Genomic DNA, 22255 nt, shown 5'->3' with positions numbered 1-22255 from the left:
GTGTTCCTTTAAGCGCTTTTCTTGTCGTCAGTTTTGATGTAGAGGGGTTTCTCCCCCTCGGTGATACACTCGGCCGTGATCACGACCTCGTAGCCGCTGTAATCGGGCAGTTCGTACATGATGTCGATCATCGTCTCTTCGAGGATCGAACGCAGGCCGCGGGCCCCGGTCTTGCGGACTTTGGCCTTGGCGGCGATGGCGCGCAGGGCGTCGTCTTCGAAGGTCAGCTTGACGCTGTCGATGGCGAAGAGCTTGGCGTATTGGCGGATGAGTGAGTTCTTCGGCTCCGTGAGGATGCGGATCATATCCTCTTCGCTGATCTCGTTGAGCGAGGCGATGACCGGCAGACGGCCGATCAGCTCCGGGATCAGGCCGTAATGCACGAGATCATCGGGCTCGACCATCTCCATGGTGACTTCCTGCTCGGCGGTGCTTTTCTTTTCGTGGCCGAAACCGAGCACGTTCTTGCCCGCCTTGCGCTTGAGGATCTCCTGCATACCGTCAAAGGCGCCCCCGCAGATGAAGAGGATGTTGGAAGTATCCATCGCGATGAAGTCCTGGTTGGGGTGCTTTCTGCCCCCCTTGGGCGGGATATTGACGACGGAGCCCTCGATGATTTTGAGCAGTGCCTGCTGGACCCCTTCGCCGGAGACGTCGCGGGTGATGGAGCGGTTTTCACTCATGCGGGCGATCTTGTCGATCTCGTCGATGAAGAGGATCCCCTGCTGGGCACGCTCGACGTCGCCGTCGGCCGCCTGCAGCAGCTTGGTGAGGATGTTCTCGACGTCTTCGCCGACGTAGCCCGCCTCGGTGAGGCTCGTCGCATCGGCGATCGCCAGGGGCACATTGAGAATGCGGGCGATCGTCTGGGCCATCAGGGTCTTGCCGCTGCCCGTCGGGCCGATCAGCAGGACGTTTGATTTGGCGATCTCCGTGTCGTCGTCGAGGTCGTGCTGCTTGAAGATGCGCTTGTAGTGGTTGTAGACCGCGACGGAGAGAAGCTTGCGGGCACGCTCCTGCCCGATGATGTATTCGCCGAGGAACGCGTTGATCTCCTTGGGCGTCATCAGCTCGCCGACATGCTCGACGAGTTTGTAGTCCGCTTCGGTGAGTGCCTCTTCGTCGCCGAACATGATCTTGTAGGCGGAGAAGACACAGTTCTTGCAGATGTAGGCGTCGTTCCCTGCAATCAGGGGGTTGGCGTCGCTTTCATGGGTGCCGCAGAAGCTGCAGTGACGATCTTTCATGACTTACTTCCTCTCAAAGGGGATACCCCGTTTGGTCTTCAGGATAAAGTTACACAGGTTGTGTACGTAGTGGTTTTCGCTGCTCTCCACCAGCTCCGCCGCCGTCTCTTTGAGGGGCTGGCCCGATTCGAAGAGGTCGCGGTAGGCGGACTTGAGCGCATCGATGTCGTTGCGTTCCGTGTGGCGGCGCAGGCCGGTCAGGTTGAGGCCCCGGATGACGGCGCGGTTGCCTTCGGCCATGCAGTAGGGCGGGACGTCCTGCGACAGCGCGGATGCCCCCGCGATCATCGCGAAGTCGCCGATTTTGACGAACTGGTGGATCGGGGTCATCCCGCCGATAACGGCGTAGTCGCCCATTTCGACGTGTCCGGCCAGCGTCGCGGCGTTGGCCAGGATGCAGTGGTTGCCGATGACGACGTCGTGCCCGATATGGACGTAGCCCATAAAGAGGTTGTGGCTGCCGATGATCGTTTTGCCGCCGCCGCCCTTGGTCCCCGGGTTGAAGAGGGTGAACTCGCGGATCTTGTTGTAATCGCCGATAATGAGTTCCACATCCTCACCGCCGAATTTCAGATCCTGCGGGATGGAGCCGAGGACGGCATAGGAGAAGATCTCGTTATGCTTGCCGATGGTCGTCTTCCCGTAGATACAGGCGCCCTGGGCGATCTTGGTGCCGTCGCCGATGGTGGCTTCGGAAGAGATGAAACAGAAGGGACCGATTTCGACGTCGTCGCCGATAACGGCGCCCGCTTCGATGATCGCCTGCGGTGAGATTTTGCTCATTTGCCTGCCTTACTTGTCGACGATCATCGCTTTGAGCTCGGCTTCGGAGACGAGCTTGTCGTCCACATAGGCCTTGCCCTCGAGGATCCAGATGGCGCCTTTGTGTTTGACGACTTTCATGCGGTATTCCAGACGGTCGCCCGGACGGACGGGGTTGCGGAATTTCGCACCGTCGATACTCATGAAGTAGACGACTTTGTTTGCCGCTTCCTCTTCGCTCATATCCATGCTTTTAAACGCCAGGATGCCGCCGGCCTGCGCCATCCCCTCGAGGATCATGACACCCGGATAGATCGGGTGACCGGGAAAGTGGCCTTCGAAGATCTGTTCGCCGATGGTGACGTTCTTGTAACCGGTGAGGGACTCGTTCGGGTTGAGTTCGGTGACGCGGTCTACGAGGAGGAACGGGAAGCGGTGCGGCAGAATTTTCTGAATTTCGACAACATCGATCATAGTGGGTGGATCTTCCTTTTTCTGATAGGTTGCCCGGCATGTTTTGTCCGGGGAAAAGTGAGTGATTTTAGCGAAAAAGGGGTTAATAACCGATTAGTCTGCGATGAGCCGCTCTTTCGTGTCTTCGTATACCTTGGCGTCGAGGGTGAGGGTGAGTTTGCCCTCGGGAGTGTCGTCGACGACGATAACGGGAGAAAGGTCGAACGGGGTGTCGCTAAGCTGCCGGCGCAGGGCGAGTTCATCTTCGAGGGAGGGCGGATCAAAACAGAGCGCTTTGACGCTCTCGTACGCGCTCCCCAGGCGGCGGTTGAAGCTCTCAAGGGTGATGAAACGGACGTCGTCGCGGTTGAAGTAGTGAATGCCGTGCTGTTCGTACTCCACCTTGCCGCTTGCCCTTTGCCGGGGCAGGGTCGAATAGTGCAGGGCATAGGCGGGCACGGACTCGCTTTTGCCCCGGGTGAGGCGGCAGGTGAACTGGCGGTAGTTGAGGAACTTCTGCTTGACGATGCGGTAGGTTTTGCCTGCATCTTCCAGGGCCATCCGCTGCGCGTACATGGCCAGCCGCTCCTCGATGGACGCGGGCAGGATACGGCCGTCTATGGGGGAGAACATCTCGTCCATCAGGCGGTCCTGGTGGTCGCGCTGCATGCTCAGCCCGAAGAGGCAGCCGCAGTAGTCCTGGCGGTAGAGCTGCTGCTCCTTGGTGACGCGGCTCTGGTCCTGGGTGCCGCCGCCGGCTCGGTAGTCGACGGCGATGAACTCGACGCCGTGCTCCCGGTGGAAAGCATCACCGACGCGCCTCAGCTGTTCCTGGGATTTGAGGGGGCTCACCAGCAGGGTCGTCGTCATCCGTTTTTCGCCCAGCTCCAGCGCTTTGTGCGCGCTTACCTCGAAGCGGCGGTCGAAGCAGACCTCGCAGCGCGCCCCTTTTTCCGGCTCCTTCTCCAGCCCGCGCACCGCGTCCATCCACGTTTCGAAGTCGTATTCGCCTTCAAGCAGATCGATGCCGAGTTTTTTGCACGAACGCTGGACGTCAAGATAGCGCAGGCGGTACTCGGAGTAGGGGTGGATGTTGGGGTCGTAGAAGAAGCCCGTGAGTTTCTCGTCGGGGTAGTCGTGCTGCAGCTTCTCCAGGAAGAAGTGGGAGTCGACGCTGCAGCAGATATGGACCAACATGGCGGTAACTTACGCCTTTTCGGCGAGGATTTCGACTTTCTCGATCTTGTCCTGGCCGGCAATGCTGTCGAGCACGGCCATGGAGTCAGCGTCACCGGCTTCGATGCCGCCGAAGACGGTATGGACGCCGTCGAGGTGCGGGCAGGGGACGAAGCAGATGAAGAACTGGCTGCCGCCGGTGTTCGGGCCTGCATGCGCCATGGAGAGGGTGCCTTTGACATGCTTGTGGACGTTGTTTTTCGTCTCGCAGGCTATGCTCCAGCCCGGACCGCCGGTACCCGTACCGTGCGGACAGCCGCCCTGGGCCATGAAGCCCGGGATGACGCGGTGGAAGTTCAGGCCGTCGTAGTAGCCGTCTTTGGCCAGGAAGGCGAAGTTCGCGACGGTGTTCGGCGTTTCCTCGTTGTAGAGTTTGAGCCACATGACCCCCTTGCTCGTGGTCATTTTCGCCCATTGGAACGATGCCATCTCCTCGGCGCTGTAGTCGTAGGTCTTGAGTTCTTGTTTTCCGAAACCGAACATAGTGTAGTACTCCTGTCTATTTTAAGGCGCATTATATTTGGGAAAAACTTAACGGGCGGTTTTTAAATCGGGTTACTCGCGGAAAACGGCATAGGCCAAGGCTTCCGCTGTGCTTAGGGCAGCGAAAAGCGGTAGGTGAGGCCTGCCCCGACGGAGGTCGCGCTGAAGGGACGGTCTTCCCGGTAAAGGTCCTGGCTGTTGACTGACATGATCTGGCCAACCTGGGCATAGAACGCGATGCTGTCCGTGAGCGTGTAGGTCGTGCCGACGGAGGGTTTGAAGACGACGCCGTCCACGTTGGTGCCCAGCAGCAGCTGGAAAAAACTCTGGAAGCGCGTGGAAGGAGTGTAGCGGTTCTGGATCCCTATTCCCGCCAGGATCTCGCCGTACCCCGGGTAGCCCAGGTAGTCGTTGTAGGCGACACTGACCTGCGTGGCAAAGTACCAGTGGGGGTTCAGCAGGGCGTCGAGCTGGGTGGAGAGCATATGCACGTCGTGGTGGCTCGCCCCGTCCACTTTGACGTTCAGCTCGCTCTGGGGAAAGACGCTGAGGCGGAACCCTTTGAAGGTACGCCCGCCTGCCGTGCCGTTCTTGGCGCCGGAGAGGTGGTAATTGAGGGCGGCCCCCAGCGTATAGTTTCTAGAGGTTCCCGTCGGTGCGGCCAGGTAGCCGCCGGAGAGTGCCAGGCCGAAATCGTCGCCCGGGAGGTACTCCAGCGACGCCTTGGGATAGACCAGCAGCCCGGAGCCGGTGTCGATGAGGTCGGGCGAATAGCCTCCCGATCCGATGCCGACCTGGCCGTAGAGGTGAACGTGCGGGGTGAGGGAGAAACGGTGGCCCGCACCGGGGAGAATCTGGTTATAGAGCGGAAGGCCTTTGTAGCCGATTTCCGCTTCGACGAAGAGGTAGTTGGCATCATCGAGGAAATGGGAGAACTGCAGCGCGATCGTATTGACGGTTTTCGTGTTGCTGCCCGTCGGGTCGATCTGAAAGAGGTTGTTCATTTCAAACGTCAGGATATGCTCTTTGGTGCCCAGCAGCTTGACCAGCGCGGGGACGATCTTCCCGGCATCGGCATAGGATGCGGCGGTGTAATCGACCGCCTTTTCGACAAAGAAATTGACCTGGGAGCTGTCGATCTGGGAGTCTTCAAATTTGATGTAGGCGTAGTTCACCCCGACGGAAACGTGATCGTCGAACTCGTACCCCAGACCGATGTAGCCTATGCCGAAGCCGCCCGAACCGGAGAGCTCTTTGCTCTGCGCGATGCTGGATCCCCCGCCGCCGCCGCCCACGGTGGCTCCCGCGTCGATAAAGAGCCCCTCATAGAGGTTATACTGGGCATGGAGCGTGGCGTCCAGGGTCATGAAACCGCCGTAATCCCCCCGGACCAGCGGTGCATGGGCGCCGAGGCCAAAATAGAGCCAGTCGTTAAGCTGCAGCAGATAACGCAGGCCGAGCAGGTCGATGGCGTCGCTTCCGGGAAGGTCGATGACCTGGTAGTCGGCGACGACCAGCCCCTGCGAGGTGTAGGTCTGGACATCCTGCGATGCGCGGAGCGTCTCTACCGGCAGCAGAAACGCAAAGAGCAGGAGGAGGGCCTTGTAGAGTCTATCGGGAACATGAAACAGCTGCAGATTGGGCATGGGCGGACCTTACGGGAACTCTTTTTTGACAATTGCGGGGCATTATAGCATCCGACCCACGCCTTGCAAATGCAACGGGGTGCAATTTTTAGGCGGGGATGCGTTCCTCTCCTGGCCCGGCAGGCATCGGAGGGATTTTTTCTGCACGCTGTTTTAGGATAAACTTCAATAGAGTTAACGGGGAAACGGGATATAAGCATTTGAAAAGAAAAGCATCGCACGGCCTTTGGCATACGATCAGCCTGGAGAAGATCAACTTCCTCGCCATTGTGGCACTCTTCTGCTTTGCGATGCTTTTTACGCTACTGGTCATATTCGAAGAGTACCGGGATTTCGACCGGGATGCCGCGCAGATGCGCGCAAGCTACCTGCAGCAGCAAAAAGAGATGATCCGTGAAGAGACGCAGCGCGCGATCAGTTTCATCGAGCATGAGTATGAACGCTGGCACGGCCGTCTCGACGAGAAGGTGCTCCAGCACAATATCATCGATGCGATCAACGCCCTCTATGACCGCGGGGACGGCAGCAAATACATCTTCATCTATACGGTCGACGGCATCAACGTCAACGATCCGAACAAGCCCGAGAACTTCGGAAAGAACATGCGGAACGTTCATGACGTGAAGGGGGTCGCCGTCCACGACGGGCTCATCGCCGCCGCGCGCGAAGGCGGTTTCCTGCACTATATCTGGGAGAAGCCGACGACGGGGAAACTCTCCCCGAAGATCGCCTCGGCCGTCATCTTCGAACCCTGGCAGTGGCTCATCGGTACGGGGGTCTACCTTGACGACATCGATGCGCTGATCGCGGAGAAAAAGCTGCAAAAACGCGACCAGCTCATCAAGTACGTCATGGAGATCCTCACCCTCAGCGCCATCCTTTTTGCGCTGGCGCTCAGCGGGATCAAGCTGATCAACAAGGTGCTGCGCGACGAGATCCGCACCTTCAGCGACTTCTTCTCCCTTGCCGCGTCGCGCTACGTCGTCATTGAGCGCGAACAGATCCGGATCGCCGAGTTCCAGACCCTGGTCGAACACGTCAACGCGATGGTCGACACGATCCACAGCCGCAACCTCCAGCTCTCCGAGCTCAACGCTTCGCTGGAGCAGAAGGTGCGGGACAAAACGGCCAAGCTGCAGAAGGAGAAGGCATTCAGCGACCAGCTCGTGCTGTCGCAGGACGCCTTTATCAAGCAGTCCATCCACGAGGTCAACACGCCGCTGGCGGTGATCATGACGCAGATCGACCTCTACCGCCACATGCACGGGGAAGACCGCTACCTCGGTAGTATCGAAGCGGCGGCGAAGATGCTCCATACGATCTTCGACGATCTGCGCTACATGGTCAAAAAAGAGCGGATCGACTACCCCTCCGACACGATCGACCTGGGGGCTTTCCTGCAGGGGCGGCTGGCGTTCTTCGAGAGCGTCATGGCGGCAAACCGCCTGAAAGTGGCGGCAAGGATCGCGGAGGCGGTCCCGGTCTGTATCAACGAGGAGGAGCTGCGGCGCCTCGTCGACAACAACCTCTCCAACGCCATCAAGTATGCCTACCCCGACAGCACGGTCGACGTCGAGCTGGAGGTGGTGGCGCAGACGGCCCGGATGCGCTTCACGACGCGTTCGAACCCCATCGACCACCCGGAAAAGGTCTTTGAAGCCTTTTACCGGGAAGCGGACGAGCTCAGCGGCTTCGGGCTGGGGCTGCACCTGGTCAAGGCCATCTGCAACAAGTACGGCATCGATACGGACATCCGCTCTGAAGCCGGCGTGACGGCGTTCACCTATATTATTGCGAAAGGGGGGTGCGATGAAAATTCTGCTGCTTGAAGATGAGGTGATGCTCCAGGGCGCCGTGAGCGAATATCTGCAGTTGCATAACCACCGGGTCGACGCTTTCGTCGACGGTGCGGAGGCCCTGGAGGCGATCATGAAGGGCGGGTACGATCTGCTGATCCTCGACATCAATGTCCCCTCCATCGACGGCCTGAGCCTGCTTGAACGTCTCAATGCGGCAAAAATTGCCGTCCCGGCGATCTTTACGAGCGCGCAGACCGACATCGCCGAGATCTCGAAGGCGTACGAGCTGGGCTGCTTCGACTACCTCAAAAAGCCCTTCCACCTGCAGGAGCTTCTCTTGCACATAAACCGGGTCATGCGCGATGTCCCGCCGGACCAGCGCAAACACCTGCGCCTCTCCAAGCGCTACAGCTACGACATGCTTAACGAGACCCTGCTTTTCGACAACGTACCGCAGACCCTGACCCGCCGCCAGCACCAGATCATCGACCTGCTCGCGCGCAACATGAACCGGGTGGTCGATTTCGAAACGTTCCGTATCTACGTCTGGGACGAGGCGATCATCGATAACGCGACGATCCGTGCCGAGGTGAACCGCCTGAAAAAAGCGTTGAAAGAGGATTTCATCCAGAATATCCGTGCCATGGGCTACATGATCGACGGATCATTGAAATAGGGATTCTGTTCCTGCGCCTGTCCCGGCCGGCTTACGGCAGGACGATGGGAATGTAGTACTTCAGGGAGAAATCCCCCGTCTCGTTCAAAAAGTCGTTATCGTCGTAGATGAGGTAGGCGTGCTTCGCCGTGGTCTCGTACCCGCTCGCGGGGAGCCACTCATGGTAGACCCACCGGATCAGCTTCAGGATATCGTTGCGGTACCCGCGTGCAGTGAACTCCGCGTAGACGCCCCCGTGTATCTCGAACGAGGGCAGGGGGACCTTTTCGGCGTCAAAGGGTTCGTTGAGGACGATGCAGGCGACGTAGTGGCACTCATCCAGCGGGGTGATGATCGGGTTGTCGTGATAGAGCGCGATCTGCGAATAGTTCCGGATGTCGTTGCCGAGGGTAAACGCCTGCAGTTTCTGCCAGCACTGTTTGATGGCATCGTCATACCCCCGGTGCCGGATATAGTAGACCTTGAACGACGGCATCTTTTTGATAACGGGCGAAAGATTTTCATAGGTGACGTCGGAGGTCAGGTCGTCCGGCATCTCCCGCACGATCGTCTCCGAGTAGGCCATGAACCCGCCGTTGCGCCACGCTTTCGGTGTCATCGCGAATTTCTTGCCGAAGGCCCTGATAAAGGAGGTCTGCGAACTGTAGCCGGTCATGGCGGCGATCTTTGAAATGGTGGATTTCTTGTTGGTGATGAGCAGGTTTGCCGCCATCTGCAGCCGGATCGACTGGATCGTCTCGTGAATGTTCCTGCCGAACTCCCGCTTGAAGAGCCGGTGCATGTGGAACTTTGAGACCCCGAAATCGGCGCTGAGGGTATCCAGGTTGATCGGCGTGTCTATATGCTCATAGATATAGTGCATCAGGTCGTTGGTGATTTTGGTTCTGTGGCGTTCGGAGCCTTTTTTCATAAGAGAAATTATAGCAAGATATGCCAACTTTGGATGCAAGAAGTGTTGATTTACAGGTTGCGGAATGTATGGAATTCCCCTGGTGAAACGACTATAATTCCGCCGAATGCCAGATGCAAAATGCGTGAAAACAGAGCACCGTAAACGGGTGAAAAATCGCTGCTATCCAAAACATAACTGACACCGAAAACCCATCCCATTAAAGCCATACAGAAATGCAATACAGATTCCTACTCGGACTTCTCCCGGCACTCTTCCTAGGTGCCTGCGTCCCGATGACCGACAAACAGGCACCGATGGCGACACCGGACCTTTCCCGCGAACTGGCGCAGGATGCTCCGGCATTACAACCGTCCGAAGCGCGCCTGGAGAGCGACTGGTGGAAAGGGTACGGCGATGCGCAGCTCGATGCGCTGATCGAAAACGCGCTGCGCAACGCACCGGCTCTCAAAAGCGTCGAAGCGCGCTACGCGCTGGCGAACAGCGTCCTCGCCGCCGCGCAGTCCGGCAACGTACCCCACATCTCGGCCGATGCCGCCGTCACGCGGGAGCGTTTCAGCGAAAACTATATATTCCCTGCGCCCCTCGGCGGAGGGACGTATACCCTTTACGAGACGGGCGTCAGCCTGGACTACACTTTCGATTTCTGGGACGAACGTGCATCAAGGATCCGTTCCGCGCTTTACGGCGCCCTGGCGCAGAAAGCGGCCGTCGATGCGGCGAGACTGGCCCTTGCCGTCGGTATCTGCACGCTCTACCTCTCCTGGCACTTCGACGAGGAGCGCCTGCTTCTCCTCGAGGCATCCGAGCGCGCGCTGGTCGAGGAGCAGGCCATCCTTGAAAAAAAATGGAAACAGGGGCTGATCGACGCTACGGCACTCTATGCGAAACAGGCGGAGGTGGCGGCCCTCAAAGGGGAACAGGCCGCCGTCCGAAGGGCCGTTGCAGGCAAGATAGAGGGCATAGGCATCCTGGGCGGGTTCCTGCCCTCCTATGCCGATACCCTGAGCGCGCCGAAGCTCCGTGAGGACACCGAGGTGCCCCTGCCCGAAGCAGTCCGCCTGGACCTGGTCGCCCACCGGGCCGACGTGACGGTCTGCAAATACATTGTCCTCAGCAAAGAGCAGAACATCGAGCAGGCCAAGGCACAGTTCTACCCCAATATCAGCCTCACCGGGCTGCTCGGGTTCATCTCGTTTGATTTCGGCAAGCTGCTTGTGGCTTCGTCCTACGCTCCCGCGGGGGGTGCGGCCCTTTCGCTCCCCCTGTTCGACGGCGGCGCCCGCGAGGCGAACCTGCAGGCCAGCGTCAGTGACTACAACCGCGCCGTCAACGATTACAACGCGGCCGTCATCAAGGCGGCGAACGAGGTCGTCGGCGTCCTGAAACGTTCCAGACTCATCGTCTCGCAGACGCAGCTGCATGACGCGGATATACGCGCGAAGCAGCGCAACGAGGCCCTCGCGCAGAAACGGTTTGGCGGCGGATTGACCGACAAGCTGCCCTACCTGGAGGCAAAACGGGCGTACTGGCGCGGCGAACTGGCCGGCATCGCGCTGCGCGAGGAGCGCGCAGGCCTGAAGATTGCCCTGATCAATGCGCTCGGCGGAGGCTACCGTGACCCAAACGGTAAGGAGGGTGCAGATGACTAATACCATGGCGCAGCCGTTCTCCTGGAAGCGGACGGCGCTTGAGTGGCTCGCGACGGATGCGCCCGTCCTGACCTATATGGCGAAAGCGACCTTTGCCGGGCTGCTCGCGCTGGTCATCTCGATGACGCTGAACCTTCCCGACCCGCGCACGGCGATTTTTACGACCTTTCTCGTCATGCAGCCGCAAAGCGGGCTGGTCTTTTCGAAGAGCTATTACCGTGTCCTGGGGACGATCGCCGGGGTCGGCGTTTCCTTGCTGATGATGGGCCTCTTCGCGCAGGACCCCGTCTGGTTCATCGCGTTTTTCGCGCTCTGGATCGGGTTATGTACCGGCGCCGGGCTGAAATTCCGCAATTTCCAGTCCTACGGTTTCGTCCTGGCGGGCTACACGCTCTGCATCGTGGCCCTTCCCGTGATCGAGACGCCGCTGGAGATTTTCAGCATCGCCGTGTCGCGCTTTTCGGAGGTCATCATCGGGATCATGAGCGCGACGCTCGTGAGTGACATGGTCTTCCCTCGCAAGCTGTTCGATTCGCTGCTGGCCAGCGAGCGGGAGCGGTTCGCCAACCTCTTTGCCATCCTCGGCGAGGGCGACGCGCTCTTCGCAGCCGGCACGGAAACGGAACCTGGGAGTGCGGGCTTCTCCGGCGTCGTCGGTCTGCATGCCGTGCGGATCAACAGCAGCTTTGAAAGCGGCACCGACCGCAAGGCCCGGCAGCTTTCGGGACAGCTCAACCAGGAGTATATGCACCTCTCGACGACGTTTCATTCGCTCAAAAACATCCTGGCTGCCGCCGGCGAGCGCATGCCTATTGAGGTACGGGAGTCGCTGGCCGGACTTTACGCCCCGGTCGCTTCGGTGGTGAATGCGTCGCCGCGCACACCGGTCTCCGTCGAAGAGCTCGACGGCATCATTGCCGGTGTGCTGGAGGCCAAACAAATGCTTCAGACCCTGGTGGAGGAGGAGCAGCGCCGCCTGGCACCGTACCTGGAGGCGGATGCCTACGAGGCTTTCAGCTCGGCGTCCGGACTCATCGTGCGGCTGCTCGGCGAACTTCACATCCACTGCGTGACCTACCGGGCCTTCCTGCGGCACCGCCTCTCGGGGAGGGCGTCCCGGGAGCTCAGCCGCGTCGTGCGGTTTTCGACCCATACCGACAGCGTCCTCGTCGCGCTGGCGGCACTGCGGGGCAGCGGCGTGCTGCTGGTGACGATGCTGTTCTGGATCGTGACCGGGTGGCCCTACGCGACGCTGACCGTGACCCTGGCGGTCGTGCTGGGGCTGCTCATCGGGACCCTGCCGAGCCCGCTCGCCGCGGTGATGAACTTTTTCAAAGGCGGGGTGAGCGCCGTGGCCGTGGCGGCGGTGTACGATTTTTACATTATTCCCGAGTATACCTCGGACATGCTGACCCTCGCCCTGGTGCTTGCCCCCGTACTGGCCGTGGTGGCGTGGTGGACGACGCAGCCCCGGTGGAGCGGTTTCGCGCTGGGCTTCATTTTCCTGTTCATGTACCAGTGTTCGCTCGACCCCTACTACCGGGTCGATCCGACGGTCTTTCTGGAGAGCACACTGGCGTACCTGATCGGGATCGGTTTCGCCGGCCTGGCGTACCTGCTGGTCAACTTCTGGTCGTGTTCGCTGACGCAGCAGCGTGTCGCGAAGATCCTGCGCCGGCAGATCGTGACGCTGTGCAGCGGCACGATCACGGTGCAGCGCAGCGCGCTTGAGAGCACGGGGCGTGACATGGTGCAGCAGTTTTCGACGCAGGGGCGACTGAACTTGCGTTCGAGCCGTCTGGTGTACGCGTGGCTGCTCTCGACGCTCGAGATCGGCCGTGCGGTCATCGCGGTGCGGCGCGGCCGGAAGCGCCTACCGCTTTCGGCGGCATCCGACAGCGTGGACGGTGCGATCTACGCGATCCGGAACTACTTCGCAACCCCCTCGGAGCAGATGCGGCGGATGCTCCTCGCGACGCTCAAGGAGGCGGTCGCGGTCCTGCATGCGCAGGGGGCGTCGGCGGGCGCGAGCGAGTTGAAAAGGATAAAGAAAGCGGCGGCGGAACTGGCATTGATCCGTACGATCATGCTGAGTGAAGGGTCGCTGCCGGTCGTGATGGAGGATACATGCCGCTAGAGATCACCCTGCTGGGCATCCAGATGCCCACGCTCCTGCCCATCTTCGCGGCGGCGGCCGTTTTACAGATTTTGGTGGACCGCATCCTCTCCGATGCCGGCGTCTACAAACATGTCTGGCACCCGGGGCTGTTCAGGACGGCGGTTTTCGTCTGCCTCTTCACCCTGCCGTGCCTGTTGATCTATACTTGAAAGGGATAGGATGACTCTCAATACCAAGCTTTCCAAACTGGTGCGCTATACCATTACCTTCACGGTGGTGGCCGTCGCTGTTTTCCTCGCGCTGCTGCTCTGGCAGAACTATATGGAGAGCTCATGGACCCGCGACGGACGTGTCCGGGCGGATATCGTTATGGTCGCGCCCGACGTGAGCGGCCTGGTCAGCCATATCGCCGTTGTCGACAACCAGTTCGTCAAACGCGGCGACCTGCTCTTTAGCGTGGACGAGGCCCGTTTCGAACATGCCCTGCACGAAGCCGAGGCGGTGGCCCGGACCCGCAAGGCGGAGTACGAGATGAAGCAGCGCCAGTACCTACGACGGGCGGCCCTTGACAGTGAGACGGTTTCACAGGAGAGCCGCGAGGATGCGCGGCTCGAAGCCGACATCGCCAGGGCGCGCTACGAGGAGGCGCAGGCCCGTGCGGAAACGGCTGCACTGGACCTGCAGCGCTCCGCTGTCCGCGCGCCGTGCGACGGCTGGGTCTCGAACCTGCTGCTCAGGGCGGGAGACTATGTCGAACGCGGCGAGAGCCGCATGGCGCTCGTCAAAGCGGACTCCTTCTGGGTCTACGGCTATTTTGAAGAGCATAAACTCTCCCTTATCCGCGTCGGTGATCCGGCCGAGATGAAAATGCTGGGAAGCAAATACACCCTCAAGGGGCATGTCGAGAGTATCGCGAGGGGGATTTCCGACCGGGACAACGCCACGGGCGAACGGCTGCTGGCAAACGTCAACCCGACCTTCACCTGGGTCCGCCTGGCGCAGCGTATCCCGGTCCGGATCCATATCGACACGGTCCCGGAGGGGTTTACCGTCGCCGCCGGTATGACGTGTACCGTCAGAATCAAACCGCCGGCTTCCGAATAAGGCGCAGGTCAATACCAATAGTAACAATATAACGATGCTGGAGATAAAATATGTAACTAAAGGTTACATTATGAATTGAAGGGCCTTTTTTTTCATCGATTCGCGTGAATGCTATGTTGGTGCTATTTTTCTCTCTTACGATGCAACTTAAGCTTCATTACGGGGAGAGAAAATGAAAAAAATTGCTTCAAGCGTCTTGGCGATTGGACTGCTCGGCAGTGCAAACCTCTTTGGCGCCGAAGACCTGAGCGCGATGTTTTCCGAAGGGAAAGCCAGCGGTCAGATCCGGATGTTTTACGTCGACAGAGAGTACCAGGGCGGTTCGGGTGCGGATACCCACCGTAACTCCCTGGCGCTGGGCGGCAACCTCAAGTACACGCTGGATGCCTGGAACGGCCTGAGTGCCGCCGCGGCGCTCTATACGACGAACGCGATTCATACGTTCGACTTGAAAGTGATGGACCCCTCTCTGCTGGGAACGGGCTTTGAGAACTATGCCATCGTGGGCGAGGCGTATATCAATTACGACATGAGCGCACTGGGAACGAAAACCGTCGCCAGGCTCGGCTATCAGCGCTACGATACACCGATGATGGGCGGCGACGACGCGCGTATGCTTCCGACCACCTTCGAGGCGTATAAACTGACGAACAACGATATTGAAAACGTCGAGTTCCAGGTCGCGCAGGTCCAGGCGGTTGCCTATGGCTCTTTCTATAACGCGTACCATCCGTATGCCGGCGGCATGCTACCTGTTACGTCCGGTTACACGACGGATGGTGATGTCGTCGCAGGAAAATACTACAACATGGGTATGGCCGCCGTCGGCAAGAACACTAGCGGTGTCACCAATGCTATGGTGAGTTTTAAAAACAAAAACTTCAATGCAAAGCTTTCGAACGATTATGCATGGGACCTGTATAACACGCTCTATGCGGAAGCAGGGGCCACCTGGGACTGCCTGCTCAACGCGAACGTGCATCCCTTCGTGTCGGTGCAGGCGATCAAGCAGGACAGCGTCGGAAGTGAATACTTGAGCAACGTTTCCGTCGCAAAAGACATCAACGGTACGCCGGTCTACGGTGAGGGAAAAGTCGATTCCTTTTACTGGGCGGCGAAAGTCGGTGCCAGTTATGCCGGTCTGACGGCCTATGCGGCCTATTCGGAGACGACGGCCAACGATGCCGGCGACGATGCGTACAAACATGCCATCATCTCCCAATTCGGCGGCATGCCGGCCTATACGCAGGGCATGGTGACGCGTCACCAGTTCTTTGCCGGGACGAAAGCGTGGAAAGCGGCGGCGAGCTACAACTTCAAATCGCTCGGGACGAACCTCTCGACGGCCGTGTTCTACGCATCGTTCGATATGGATGCCGAAAGCGGCTACGGCGTGGAGCGCACGGCATCGGAATCAGGGTTCGATATCCAGTACTACCCCGAAGCGGTCAAGAACCTGCAGCTGCGTTTGCGCGGGAACTTTCCGAGAAAGTTTGCGGAAGCGACTGCGGGCAGCGACACGGGCTGGAACGAATATCGGTTTATTGTAAACTATAACTTTTAATTAAAGGACGGTCATGACACAGGAAATGGTTGAACACATTAAGAACAACCCGAAGTACCAGGAACTGGTGAAGACGCGCAGCGCTTTCGCCTGGAAGCTCTCCATCGTGATGCTGGTGGTCTATTTCACCTTTATCCTCACCATCGCCTTTGATCCCTCGCTGCTCGGCACGCCGCTGAGCGAGACGGGGGTTACGACGGTCGGCATCCCGGTCGGTGTTGCGATTATCTTTATCGCCTTTATTCTGACGGGAATTTACGTCAAGCGCGCCAACGGCGAGTTCGACGATCTTAACCGCGAGGTACGTGCCGAACTCGAGCGCGATATGGCAAAGGGGGCGGAATGAAACGTCTTCTCCTGCTTCTGACGGCCGCAGCGTCCACGCTGATGGCATCGGGTGCCATTGAGGGTGCCGTGGATAAACAGCCGCTGAACGTCTCGGCTATTGTCATGTTCCTCGTCTTCGTCGGTGCGACGCTGGGTATTACCTACTGGGCGGCAAAGCGCACGAAAACGGCCAAGGACTTCTATACCGCCGGCGGCGGCATTACGGGCTTCCAGAACGGGATGGCGATTGCGGGCGACTACATGTCCGCCGCGTCGTTCCTGGGGATTTCCGGCCTCGTCTTCCTCAAAGGGTATGACGGGCTGATCTACTCCATCGGTTTCCTGGTCGGCTGGCCGCTGATCCTTTTCCTCGTGGCGGAGCGCCTGCGCAACCTCGGTAAGTACACCTTTGCCGACGTCGCCTCCTTCCGTCTGAGACAGACACCGATCCGCACCCTGGCGGCCTTCGGCTCCATCGCGACGGTGACGCTCTACCTGATCGCGCAGATGGTCGGTTCGGGCAAGCTGATCCAGATTCTCTTCGGTCTGCCGTACGAGGTCGCGGTCATCCTGGTCGGTGTGCTTATGATCCTCTATGTCACCTTCGGCGGGATGCTGGCGACGACGTGGGTCCAGATCATCAAGGCGGGGCTGCTGCTCTCCGGTGCGACCTTTATGGCGATCGCCGTCATGGCGCACTTCGGGTTCAGTTTTGAAGCGCTCTTCTCAAAAGCGGTCGAAGTCCACAGCACGCACGATGCCATCATGAGCCCGGGCGGCCTGGTCAGCGACCCGGTCTCCGCGATCAGCCTCGGTATCGCGCTGATGTTCGGTACGGCGGGTCTGCCGCATATCCTGATGCGCTTCTTTACCGTCTCCGACGCCAAAGAGGCACGCAAATCGGTCTTCTATGCGACCGGTTTCATCGGCTATTTCTATATCCTGACCTTCATCATCGGGTTCGGGGCGATTGTCATGGTGGCGACCAACCCGCACTACCTTGATGCGGCGGGCGCACTGCTCGGCGGCAACAACATGGCGGCGATCCACCTCAGCCACGCGGTCGGCGGGAACTTCTTCCTCGGCTTCATCTCGGCGGTCGCCTTCGCGACGATCCTTGCGGTCGTCTCCGGTCTGACGCTGGCGGGCGCTTCGGCGATCAGCCACGACCTCTACGCCAACGTCTTCCGCCGCGGGCAGGTCGACGAGATGCAGGAGATGCGCATCTCCAAGATCGCCGTCGTCGTCATGGGGATCGTCGCGATCCTGCTGGGGATCGCGTTTGAGAAGCAGAACATCGCGTTCATGGTCGGTCTGGCCTTCGCCATCGCCGCATCCGCGAACTTCCCGGTGCTCTTCCTCTCTATGTTCTGGAAGAAACTGACGACGCGCGGCGCCGTCATCGGCGGTTCGCTGGGACTCGCTACGGCGGTCCTGCTGGTGATCCTGGGCCCCATCGTCTGGGTTCAGATTCTCGGCAACGCGGAAGCGGTCTTCCCGTACAAGTACCCGGCGCTCTTCTCCGTCACGGTCGCCTTCGTCGGTATCTGGTTCTTCTCCATTACCGACAAGAGCGCGGACGGCGAGAACGAACGTGAAGCCTTCGAGGCCCAGAACATCCGTTCACAGACTGGTATCGGTGCCGAAGGCGCCGTCAGCCACTAAGGAGCAAGATCGTTGGAACATGCGTTGATTCCGGTCACAGTCGGAACGAATTTATCTGACCCGTCGGCGGCCAGCGTAGCCATCCGGGCTTTCGAGGAAACATCGCTTTCGCGAGCGGTGTCCCTTGTTTTGCCCGGATGGCGTGCAAAACAGAGGCATCAATGAGCATATTCGACCAGAAGCAGCTTTTGGCGTCGATGCACCCCTTTGACCTGTTGTCATCGCGGGCGCTGGACAACGTCATGGCGCAGATGGATATCGCCTACTATCCGCGGGAGACGGTACTGGTCTCGCCCAACGTCCCTGCGGAGTGCCTCTACATCATCATCAAAGGCAGTGTGCACGAGTGGCTGGGCGAGGAGCTGACCGACGCCTACGGGGCGATGGACAGCTTCGACGCCGACGCCCTCATCTACGGCAAGACGGACAAACGCTTCGTCGTGCACGAAGATCTCATCTGCTACGAACTCCCCAAACAGGTCTTTCTCGATCTCATCCAGGACCACGACGCCTTCAAACACTTCTACCTCGAAGACTTTGTTACCAAACACGAACAGCTCAAAATGCTCAAGCAGCAGAACGACCTGACGCCGTTCATGGTGGCGCGTATCGGGGACATCTACCTGCATGCACCCTGCATCGTTGCGGCCGAGACCCCCATCTCTGACGCGGTGCGCCAGATGGAGGCGATGAAGAGCCCGGCGATCCTCGTCGAGGGCGAAGAAGGCTACGGCATCGTGACCGATACGGACCTGCGCCGAAGCGTCCTGATGGGCGCCGTCGAGGCTTCCGCCGCGATCGAGACCATCGCCACCCGCCCCCTGATCACGATCGAGAAACAGGACTTCCTCTTCAACGCGCTGCTGCAGTTCACCGCGCACCACATCAAGCGTATCGCCGTGACGGACGGCGGCAGTGTCGTCGGTATTCTCGAGCAGCTCGACCTGCTTAGCTTCTTCGCCAGCCACTCCTACCTGGTGGCGATGCAGGTCGAGAAAGCCGACAGCATCGCGGCGCTTCAGCGTATCGGCGGGGAGATGGTCAACCTGATCCGCTCCCTGCACACCAAGGGGGTCAAGGTCCGCTACATCACCAAACTGGTCAATGCGCTCAATACGAAGATCTACCGCAAGGTGTTCGAGTTCTGTGTCGCGCCGGAGCACCGGGACGACTGCGCCCTGATCGTGATGGGGAGCGAAGGGCGCGGCGAGCAGATCCTGCGGACCGACCAGGACAACGGCCTCATCATCCGCGAGGGGTGCGGGAAGGATTTCGCCGAAGAGATGGCCGCGATGAACGACGCCCTCCGGCAGCTCGGCTTCCCCGACTGCCCGGGCAACGTGATGGTCACCAACCCGCAGTGGCGCCGCCCGCTGGGTGCGTACCAGTCCGATATCGACGGATGGGTCGGCTCGATGGACGAGGCGGCGCTGCAGAACCTCGACATTTTCCTGGATGCGCGCTGCGTCGCCGGGAACGCGGAGCTCCTGGAGCGTGCCAAACAGTACCTCTACGGGCGCTTCGAAGGGCGTGACGACGTCCTGGCCCATATGGCGAAGGCGGCGCTGAGCTTCGAAACACCGCTGAGCCTCTTTTCGGGGCTGGTCGTCGAACGCAGCCAGGGCAACACGCTGAACCTGAAAAAAGGGGGCATCTTCGCCATCGTCCACGGCATCCGCGTCCTGGCGCTGCAGAAGAAGATCCGCGAGACGAACACCTTCGAGCGGATCAAGCAGCTCAACAATATCGGGGTGTTCGACAAGACCTTCTCGGCGGAGCTGATGGAGGCGTATGACACGCTGCTCTCGATCAGGCTGCGCGCCCGCCTGGCGCGCCCCGGCGACGAATGGATCCTCAACGAGGTCCGTCCCGGAGAGCTCGACAAGCTGGAGCGGGACCTGCTCAAGGACAGTTTCAAGGTCGTCAACGCCCTCAAGAAACTGCTGACCTATCACTTCCACCTGAACATGGTGATGTGATGTTCGGGGCGTGGCGCAGAAAACGGAACCGCAAGCGGCTCAAGGACGAGGCATATGCCTTTTTGTTCGAGCCCTATGACGGTGACGAGGTGGTCGTTTTCGACACGGAGACGACGGGGCTCGATCCCAGAAAAGACGAGGTGATCTCCATCGGTGCGGTGAAGGTCAAAGGCAACCGGATCCTCACCTCGGAGACCTTCGAGGTCTACCTCAAAACGGACAGGCCCATCCCGGCGGAGAGCATCGAGGTGCACGGCATCAGGCCCTGCGACCTTGAGTATGCGCTCTCTCCGCCGGAGGGGATTGAAAGGTTCCTGCAGTTCATCGGCCCGCGGCCGCTGGCAGGGTATTATCTGGAGTTTGACGTGGCGATGATCAACCGCTACGTCAAACCCTGGCTGGGGGTGGAGCTTCCCAACCCCAAAATAGAGGTCTCGGGCCTTTACTTTGACAAAAAGAATTTCGGGATTCCGCAAGGAAACATTGATTTACGCTTTGATACAATCCTTGCCAACCTGGGAGTGCCCCCAATGGGGCGGCACAACGCCGTCAACGACGCGATCATGACGGCAATGATCTTTATAAAATTGAACAATACGATTAAACTCAAAACAGGAGAGAGAACATGAGTGATACAACAGTCAAACCGGTTTTTCAGCCAAACCGCGAGTTTGCCAAAACGGCACGCATCAAGAACATGTGCGAATACAAAGAACTGGCGTCATGGGCCGAAGAGGATTACGAAGGGTTCTGGGACCATTTCGCGAAAGAGAAGATTGACTGGTTCGAGCCGTACGGCAAAGTGCTCGACGACAGCAACATGCCTTTTGTCAAATGGTTCGAAGGCGGAAAACTGAACGTCGCGCACCAGTGTATCGACCGTCACCTTGACACCCGCAAGAACAAAGCGGCGATCATTTTCGAAGGAGACCGCGGCGACAAGCAGATCGTCACCTACCTTGAGCTCTACTACAACGTCAACAAAATGGCGAACCTGCTCAAGAACGAGTTCGGTATCAAGAAGGGTGACCGCGTCGTCATCTACATGCCGATGATCCTCGAAGCCGCCTACGCCATGCTGGCGTGTACGCGTATCGGTGCGATCCACTCCATCGTCTTCGGCGGTTTCTCCTCGGAAGCGCTGCGCGACCGTATCATCGATGCCGAGGCGAAACTCGTCATCACCGCCGACGGCGCGTTCCGCAAGGATAAGCCGTACATGCTCAAGCCGGTCGTCGACAAGGCACTGGAGTCGGGCTGCGAATGCGTCGGGAAGGTCCTCGTCGTTCAGCGCAACGGCGAAGATGTCGACTGGAAAGCGGGCCGTGACTACTCCTACAACGAGATGATTGACCAGCAGTCTTCCATCTGCGCAAGCGAACCGATGGATGCCGAAGACCCGATGTTCCTGCTCTACACGTCCGGTTCCACGGGCAAACCGAAAGGGGTCCAGCACAACACGGCGGGCTACATCCTCTGGGCGCAGATGACGATGGAGTGGGTCTTTGACGTCAAAGAGAACGACACCTACTGGTGTACGGCCGACATCGGCTGGATCACCGGCCACACCTACATCGTCTACGGCCCGCTCGCGATGGGCGCGACGACGCTGATGTTCGAGGGGGTCCCGACCTATCCGGACGCGGGACGCCCGTGGAAGATGGTCGAAGAGTACAAGATCAACCAGTTCTACACGGCGCCGACGGCGATCCGCGTCCTGCACAAAACAGGGGCGGAGGAGCCTGCGAAATACGACCTCAGCTCCCTCAAGGTCCTGGGTACCGTCGGCGAGCCGATCGACCCGCCGGCATGGAAGTGGTACTACGAGGAGATCGGCGGCGGCAAATGCGCCATCGTCGATACCTACTGGCAGACGGAAACGGGCGGCCACATGGTCACGCCGCTGCCGGGCGCGACCCCGATCAAACCGGCCTGCGCGACCTTCCCGCTGCCGGGCATCATGGGCGAGATCCTCGACCCGGAAACGGGCAAGAAAGTCGGCGCGGGCGAAAGCGGCTACATGTGTGTCACCAAGCCGTGGCCGTCGATGATCCGCGGCGTCTGGGGCGATCCGGAGCGTTTCGTGAAGTCCTACTTCGGCGACGTCAAGAAAGACGGCCAGCCGGTCTACTTCACCGGTGACGGCGCGAACTACGACGAGGACGGCTACATCACTATCACCGGCCGTACGGACGACGTCATCAACGTCTCCGGCCACCGTATGGGGACGGCCGAGGTCGAAGCGGCGTGCAAGAAGCATCCGAACGTCGCGGAAGTCGCCGTTGTCGGCAAGCCGCACGAGCTTAAGGGTGAGGGAATCTTCGCCTATGTCGTCCTCAAAGGCGACGAGAGCATGGCCGAAGATGTCGAGATGAGCAAAGAGATCAACAACGTCATCAAAACGGAGATCGGCAACATCGCCGTCTGCGACGACATCGCCTTCGTTCCGGGCCTGCCGAAGACCCGTTCGGGCAAAATCATGCGCCGCATTCTGCGCTCCATCGCCAAAGGCGAGGCGATCACGCAGGATACGTCGACGCTCGAAGACCCCAGTGTCGTCGAGAAGATCCAGGAAGTCGTCAACGCCTGCCGCGTTTAACGCCTTTACGGGGACGCTGCGGCGTTCCCGCTCT

At 59.6% G+C, this 22255-nt stretch carries 19 protein-coding genes; 12 read left to right on the top strand and 7 right to left on the bottom strand.

Annotated elements, in window-relative coordinates; all coding sequences use genetic code 11:
* Positions 1-8 precede the first annotated feature (8 nt).
* From clpX to WCX18_RS09285, 6 genes are all read right to left on the bottom strand, one after another.
* Positions 9-1247, bottom strand: a complete 1239-nt coding sequence (gene clpX, locus WCX18_RS09310) for an ATP-dependent Clp protease ATP-binding subunit ClpX (RefSeq protein ID WP_345987322.1) — start codon at positions 1245-1247, stop codon at positions 9-11.
* Between the two features lie 3 nt (positions 1248-1250).
* Positions 1251-2030 carry an acyl-ACP--UDP-N-acetylglucosamine O-acyltransferase gene (lpxA, locus tag WCX18_RS09305; RefSeq protein ID WP_345987321.1) on the bottom strand — a complete coding sequence of 260 codons (780 nt, stop codon included), beginning with the start codon at positions 2028-2030 and terminating at the stop codon, positions 1251-1253.
* A 9-nt stretch (positions 2031-2039) separates the two neighbouring features.
* The gene (fabZ, locus tag WCX18_RS09300) at positions 2040-2483 is read right to left on the bottom strand and encodes a 3-hydroxyacyl-ACP dehydratase FabZ (protein WP_231018798.1); all 444 of its coding nucleotides are present in this window, start codon (positions 2481-2483) and stop codon (positions 2040-2042) included.
* Between the two features lie 93 nt (positions 2484-2576).
* Positions 2577-3659 (bottom strand): epoxyqueuosine reductase QueH, encoded by a 1083-nt coding sequence (locus WCX18_RS09295; RefSeq protein ID WP_345987320.1) that lies wholly within the window; start codon positions 3657-3659, stop codon positions 2577-2579.
* Between the two features lie 9 nt (positions 3660-3668).
* Entirely contained in the window at positions 3669-4181 is a 513-nt protein-coding gene (locus tag WCX18_RS09290; protein ID WP_345987319.1) for a peptidylprolyl isomerase, read from the bottom strand.
* Positions 4182-4294: 113 nt separating this feature from the next.
* Positions 4295-5827 carry a hypothetical protein gene (locus tag WCX18_RS09285; RefSeq protein WP_345987318.1) on the bottom strand — a complete coding sequence of 511 codons (1533 nt, stop codon included), beginning with the start codon at positions 5825-5827 and terminating at the stop codon, positions 4295-4297.
* Positions 5828-6027: 200 nt separating this feature from the next.
* Between WCX18_RS09285 and WCX18_RS09280 the strand changes: the two genes are divergently transcribed.
* Complete coding sequence (locus WCX18_RS09280; RefSeq protein ID WP_345987317.1) at positions 6028-7656, top strand: cache domain-containing protein; 1629 nt, start codon at positions 6028-6030, stop codon at positions 7654-7656.
* The gene (locus WCX18_RS09275) at positions 7637-8302 is read left to right on the top strand and encodes a response regulator transcription factor (protein ID WP_345987316.1); all 666 of its coding nucleotides are present in this window, start codon (positions 7637-7639) and stop codon (positions 8300-8302) included. The genes WCX18_RS09280 and WCX18_RS09275 overlap by 20 nt, the downstream gene beginning before the upstream one ends.
* Before the next feature lie 31 nt (positions 8303-8333).
* Here the strand turns inward: WCX18_RS09275 and WCX18_RS09270 are convergent, their stop codons facing one another.
* A complete protein-coding gene (locus WCX18_RS09270) occupies positions 8334-9212 on the bottom strand; it encodes an AraC family transcriptional regulator (protein WP_345987315.1) in 879 nt (292 codons plus the stop codon).
* Between the two features lie 215 nt (positions 9213-9427).
* Between WCX18_RS09270 and WCX18_RS09265 the strand changes: the two genes are divergently transcribed.
* The 10 genes from WCX18_RS09265 (at position 9428) to acs (ending at position 22221) form a co-directional block, all read left to right on the top strand.
* The gene (locus tag WCX18_RS09265) at positions 9428-10864 is read left to right on the top strand and encodes an efflux transporter outer membrane subunit (protein ID WP_345987314.1); all 1437 of its coding nucleotides are present in this window, start codon (positions 9428-9430) and stop codon (positions 10862-10864) included.
* Positions 10857-13001 (top strand): FUSC family protein, encoded by a 2145-nt coding sequence (locus WCX18_RS09260; RefSeq protein ID WP_345987313.1) that lies wholly within the window; start codon positions 10857-10859, stop codon positions 12999-13001. The genes WCX18_RS09265 and WCX18_RS09260 overlap by 8 nt, the downstream gene beginning before the upstream one ends.
* Positions 12992-13192, top strand: a complete 201-nt coding sequence (locus WCX18_RS09255) for a DUF1656 domain-containing protein (RefSeq protein ID WP_345987312.1) — start codon at positions 12992-12994, stop codon at positions 13190-13192. The genes WCX18_RS09260 and WCX18_RS09255 overlap by 10 nt, the downstream gene beginning before the upstream one ends.
* A gap of 10 nt (positions 13193-13202) precedes the next feature.
* On the top strand, positions 13203-14087 hold the full coding sequence (locus WCX18_RS09250; protein ID WP_345987311.1) for an efflux RND transporter periplasmic adaptor subunit: 885 nt from the start codon (positions 13203-13205) through the stop codon (positions 14085-14087).
* A 172-nt stretch (positions 14088-14259) separates the two neighbouring features.
* Positions 14260-15651, top strand: a complete 1392-nt coding sequence (locus WCX18_RS09245; RefSeq protein WP_345987310.1) for an OprD family outer membrane porin — start codon at positions 14260-14262, stop codon at positions 15649-15651.
* A 13-nt stretch (positions 15652-15664) separates the two neighbouring features.
* Entirely contained in the window at positions 15665-15997 is a 333-nt protein-coding gene (locus tag WCX18_RS09240) for a DUF485 domain-containing protein (RefSeq protein ID WP_345987309.1), read from the top strand.
* Entirely contained in the window at positions 15994-17643 is a 1650-nt protein-coding gene (locus WCX18_RS09235; protein ID WP_345987308.1) for a cation acetate symporter, read from the top strand. Before WCX18_RS09240 ends, WCX18_RS09235 begins: the two co-directional genes overlap by 4 nt.
* 161 nt (positions 17644-17804) lie before the next feature.
* Complete coding sequence (locus tag WCX18_RS09230; protein ID WP_345987307.1) at positions 17805-19622, top strand: putative nucleotidyltransferase substrate binding domain-containing protein; 1818 nt, start codon at positions 17805-17807, stop codon at positions 19620-19622.
* Positions 19622-20251 carry a 3'-5' exonuclease gene (locus WCX18_RS09225; RefSeq protein ID WP_345984876.1) on the top strand — a complete coding sequence of 210 codons (630 nt, stop codon included), beginning with the start codon at positions 19622-19624 and terminating at the stop codon, positions 20249-20251. Before WCX18_RS09230 ends, WCX18_RS09225 begins: the two co-directional genes overlap by 1 nt.
* Positions 20248-22221 (top strand): acetate--CoA ligase, encoded by a 1974-nt coding sequence (gene acs / locus WCX18_RS09220; RefSeq protein WP_345987306.1) that lies wholly within the window; start codon positions 20248-20250, stop codon positions 22219-22221. Before WCX18_RS09225 ends, acs begins: the two co-directional genes overlap by 4 nt.
* Positions 22222-22255 lie beyond the last annotated feature (34 nt).

The organism is Sulfurimonas sp. HSL1-2 (assembly GCF_039645565.1).
GTDB classification, from domain to species: domain Bacteria; phylum Campylobacterota; class Campylobacteria; order Campylobacterales; family Sulfurimonadaceae; genus Thiomicrolovo; species Thiomicrolovo zhangzhouensis.
Note: the sequence above shows the minus strand (reverse complement) of the source record. Positions and strands in the feature narration are given on the sequence as shown.

Bases quoted from the DNA above. Each gene is read 5' to 3' on its own strand.
- WCX18_RS09265 (WP_345987314.1), top strand. From the start codon at position 9,428: ATGCAATACAGATTCCTACTCGGACTTCTCCCGGCACTCTTCCTAGGT.
- WCX18_RS09275 (WP_345987316.1), top strand. From the start codon at position 7,637: ATGAAAATTCTGCTGCTTGAAGATGAGGTGATGCTCCAGGGCGCCGTG.
- lpxA (WP_345987321.1), bottom strand. From the start codon at position 2,030: ATGAGCAAAATCTCACCGCAGGCGATCATCGAAGCGGGCGCCGTTATC.
- WCX18_RS09245 (WP_345987310.1), top strand. From the start codon at position 14,260: ATGAAAAAAATTGCTTCAAGCGTCTTGGCGATTGGACTGCTCGGCAGT.
- WCX18_RS09225 (WP_345984876.1), top strand. From the start codon at position 19,622: ATGTTCGGGGCGTGGCGCAGAAAACGGAACCGCAAGCGGCTCAAGGAC.
- WCX18_RS09290 (WP_345987319.1), bottom strand. From the start codon at position 4,181: ATGTTCGGTTTCGGAAAACAAGAACTCAAGACCTACGACTACAGCGCC.
- WCX18_RS09240 (WP_345987309.1), top strand. From the start codon at position 15,665: ATGACACAGGAAATGGTTGAACACATTAAGAACAACCCGAAGTACCAG.
- WCX18_RS09255 (WP_345987312.1), top strand. From the start codon at position 12,992: ATGCCGCTAGAGATCACCCTGCTGGGCATCCAGATGCCCACGCTCCTG.
- WCX18_RS09285 (WP_345987318.1), bottom strand. From the start codon at position 5,827: ATGCCCAATCTGCAGCTGTTTCATGTTCCCGATAGACTCTACAAGGCC.
- WCX18_RS09295 (WP_345987320.1), bottom strand. From the start codon at position 3,659: ATGTTGGTCCATATCTGCTGCAGCGTCGACTCCCACTTCTTCCTGGAG.
- WCX18_RS09235 (WP_345987308.1), top strand. From the start codon at position 15,994: ATGAAACGTCTTCTCCTGCTTCTGACGGCCGCAGCGTCCACGCTGATG.
- WCX18_RS09230 (WP_345987307.1), top strand. From the start codon at position 17,805: ATGAGCATATTCGACCAGAAGCAGCTTTTGGCGTCGATGCACCCCTTT.
- WCX18_RS09260 (WP_345987313.1), top strand. From the start codon at position 10,857: ATGACTAATACCATGGCGCAGCCGTTCTCCTGGAAGCGGACGGCGCTT.
- WCX18_RS09270 (WP_345987315.1), bottom strand. From the start codon at position 9,212: ATGAAAAAAGGCTCCGAACGCCACAGAACCAAAATCACCAACGACCTG.
- acs (WP_345987306.1), top strand. From the start codon at position 20,248: ATGAGTGATACAACAGTCAAACCGGTTTTTCAGCCAAACCGCGAGTTT.
- clpX (WP_345987322.1), bottom strand. From the start codon at position 1,247: ATGAAAGATCGTCACTGCAGCTTCTGCGGCACCCATGAAAGCGACGCC.
- fabZ (WP_231018798.1), bottom strand. From the start codon at position 2,483: ATGATCGATGTTGTCGAAATTCAGAAAATTCTGCCGCACCGCTTCCCG.
- WCX18_RS09250 (WP_345987311.1), top strand. From the start codon at position 13,203: ATGACTCTCAATACCAAGCTTTCCAAACTGGTGCGCTATACCATTACC.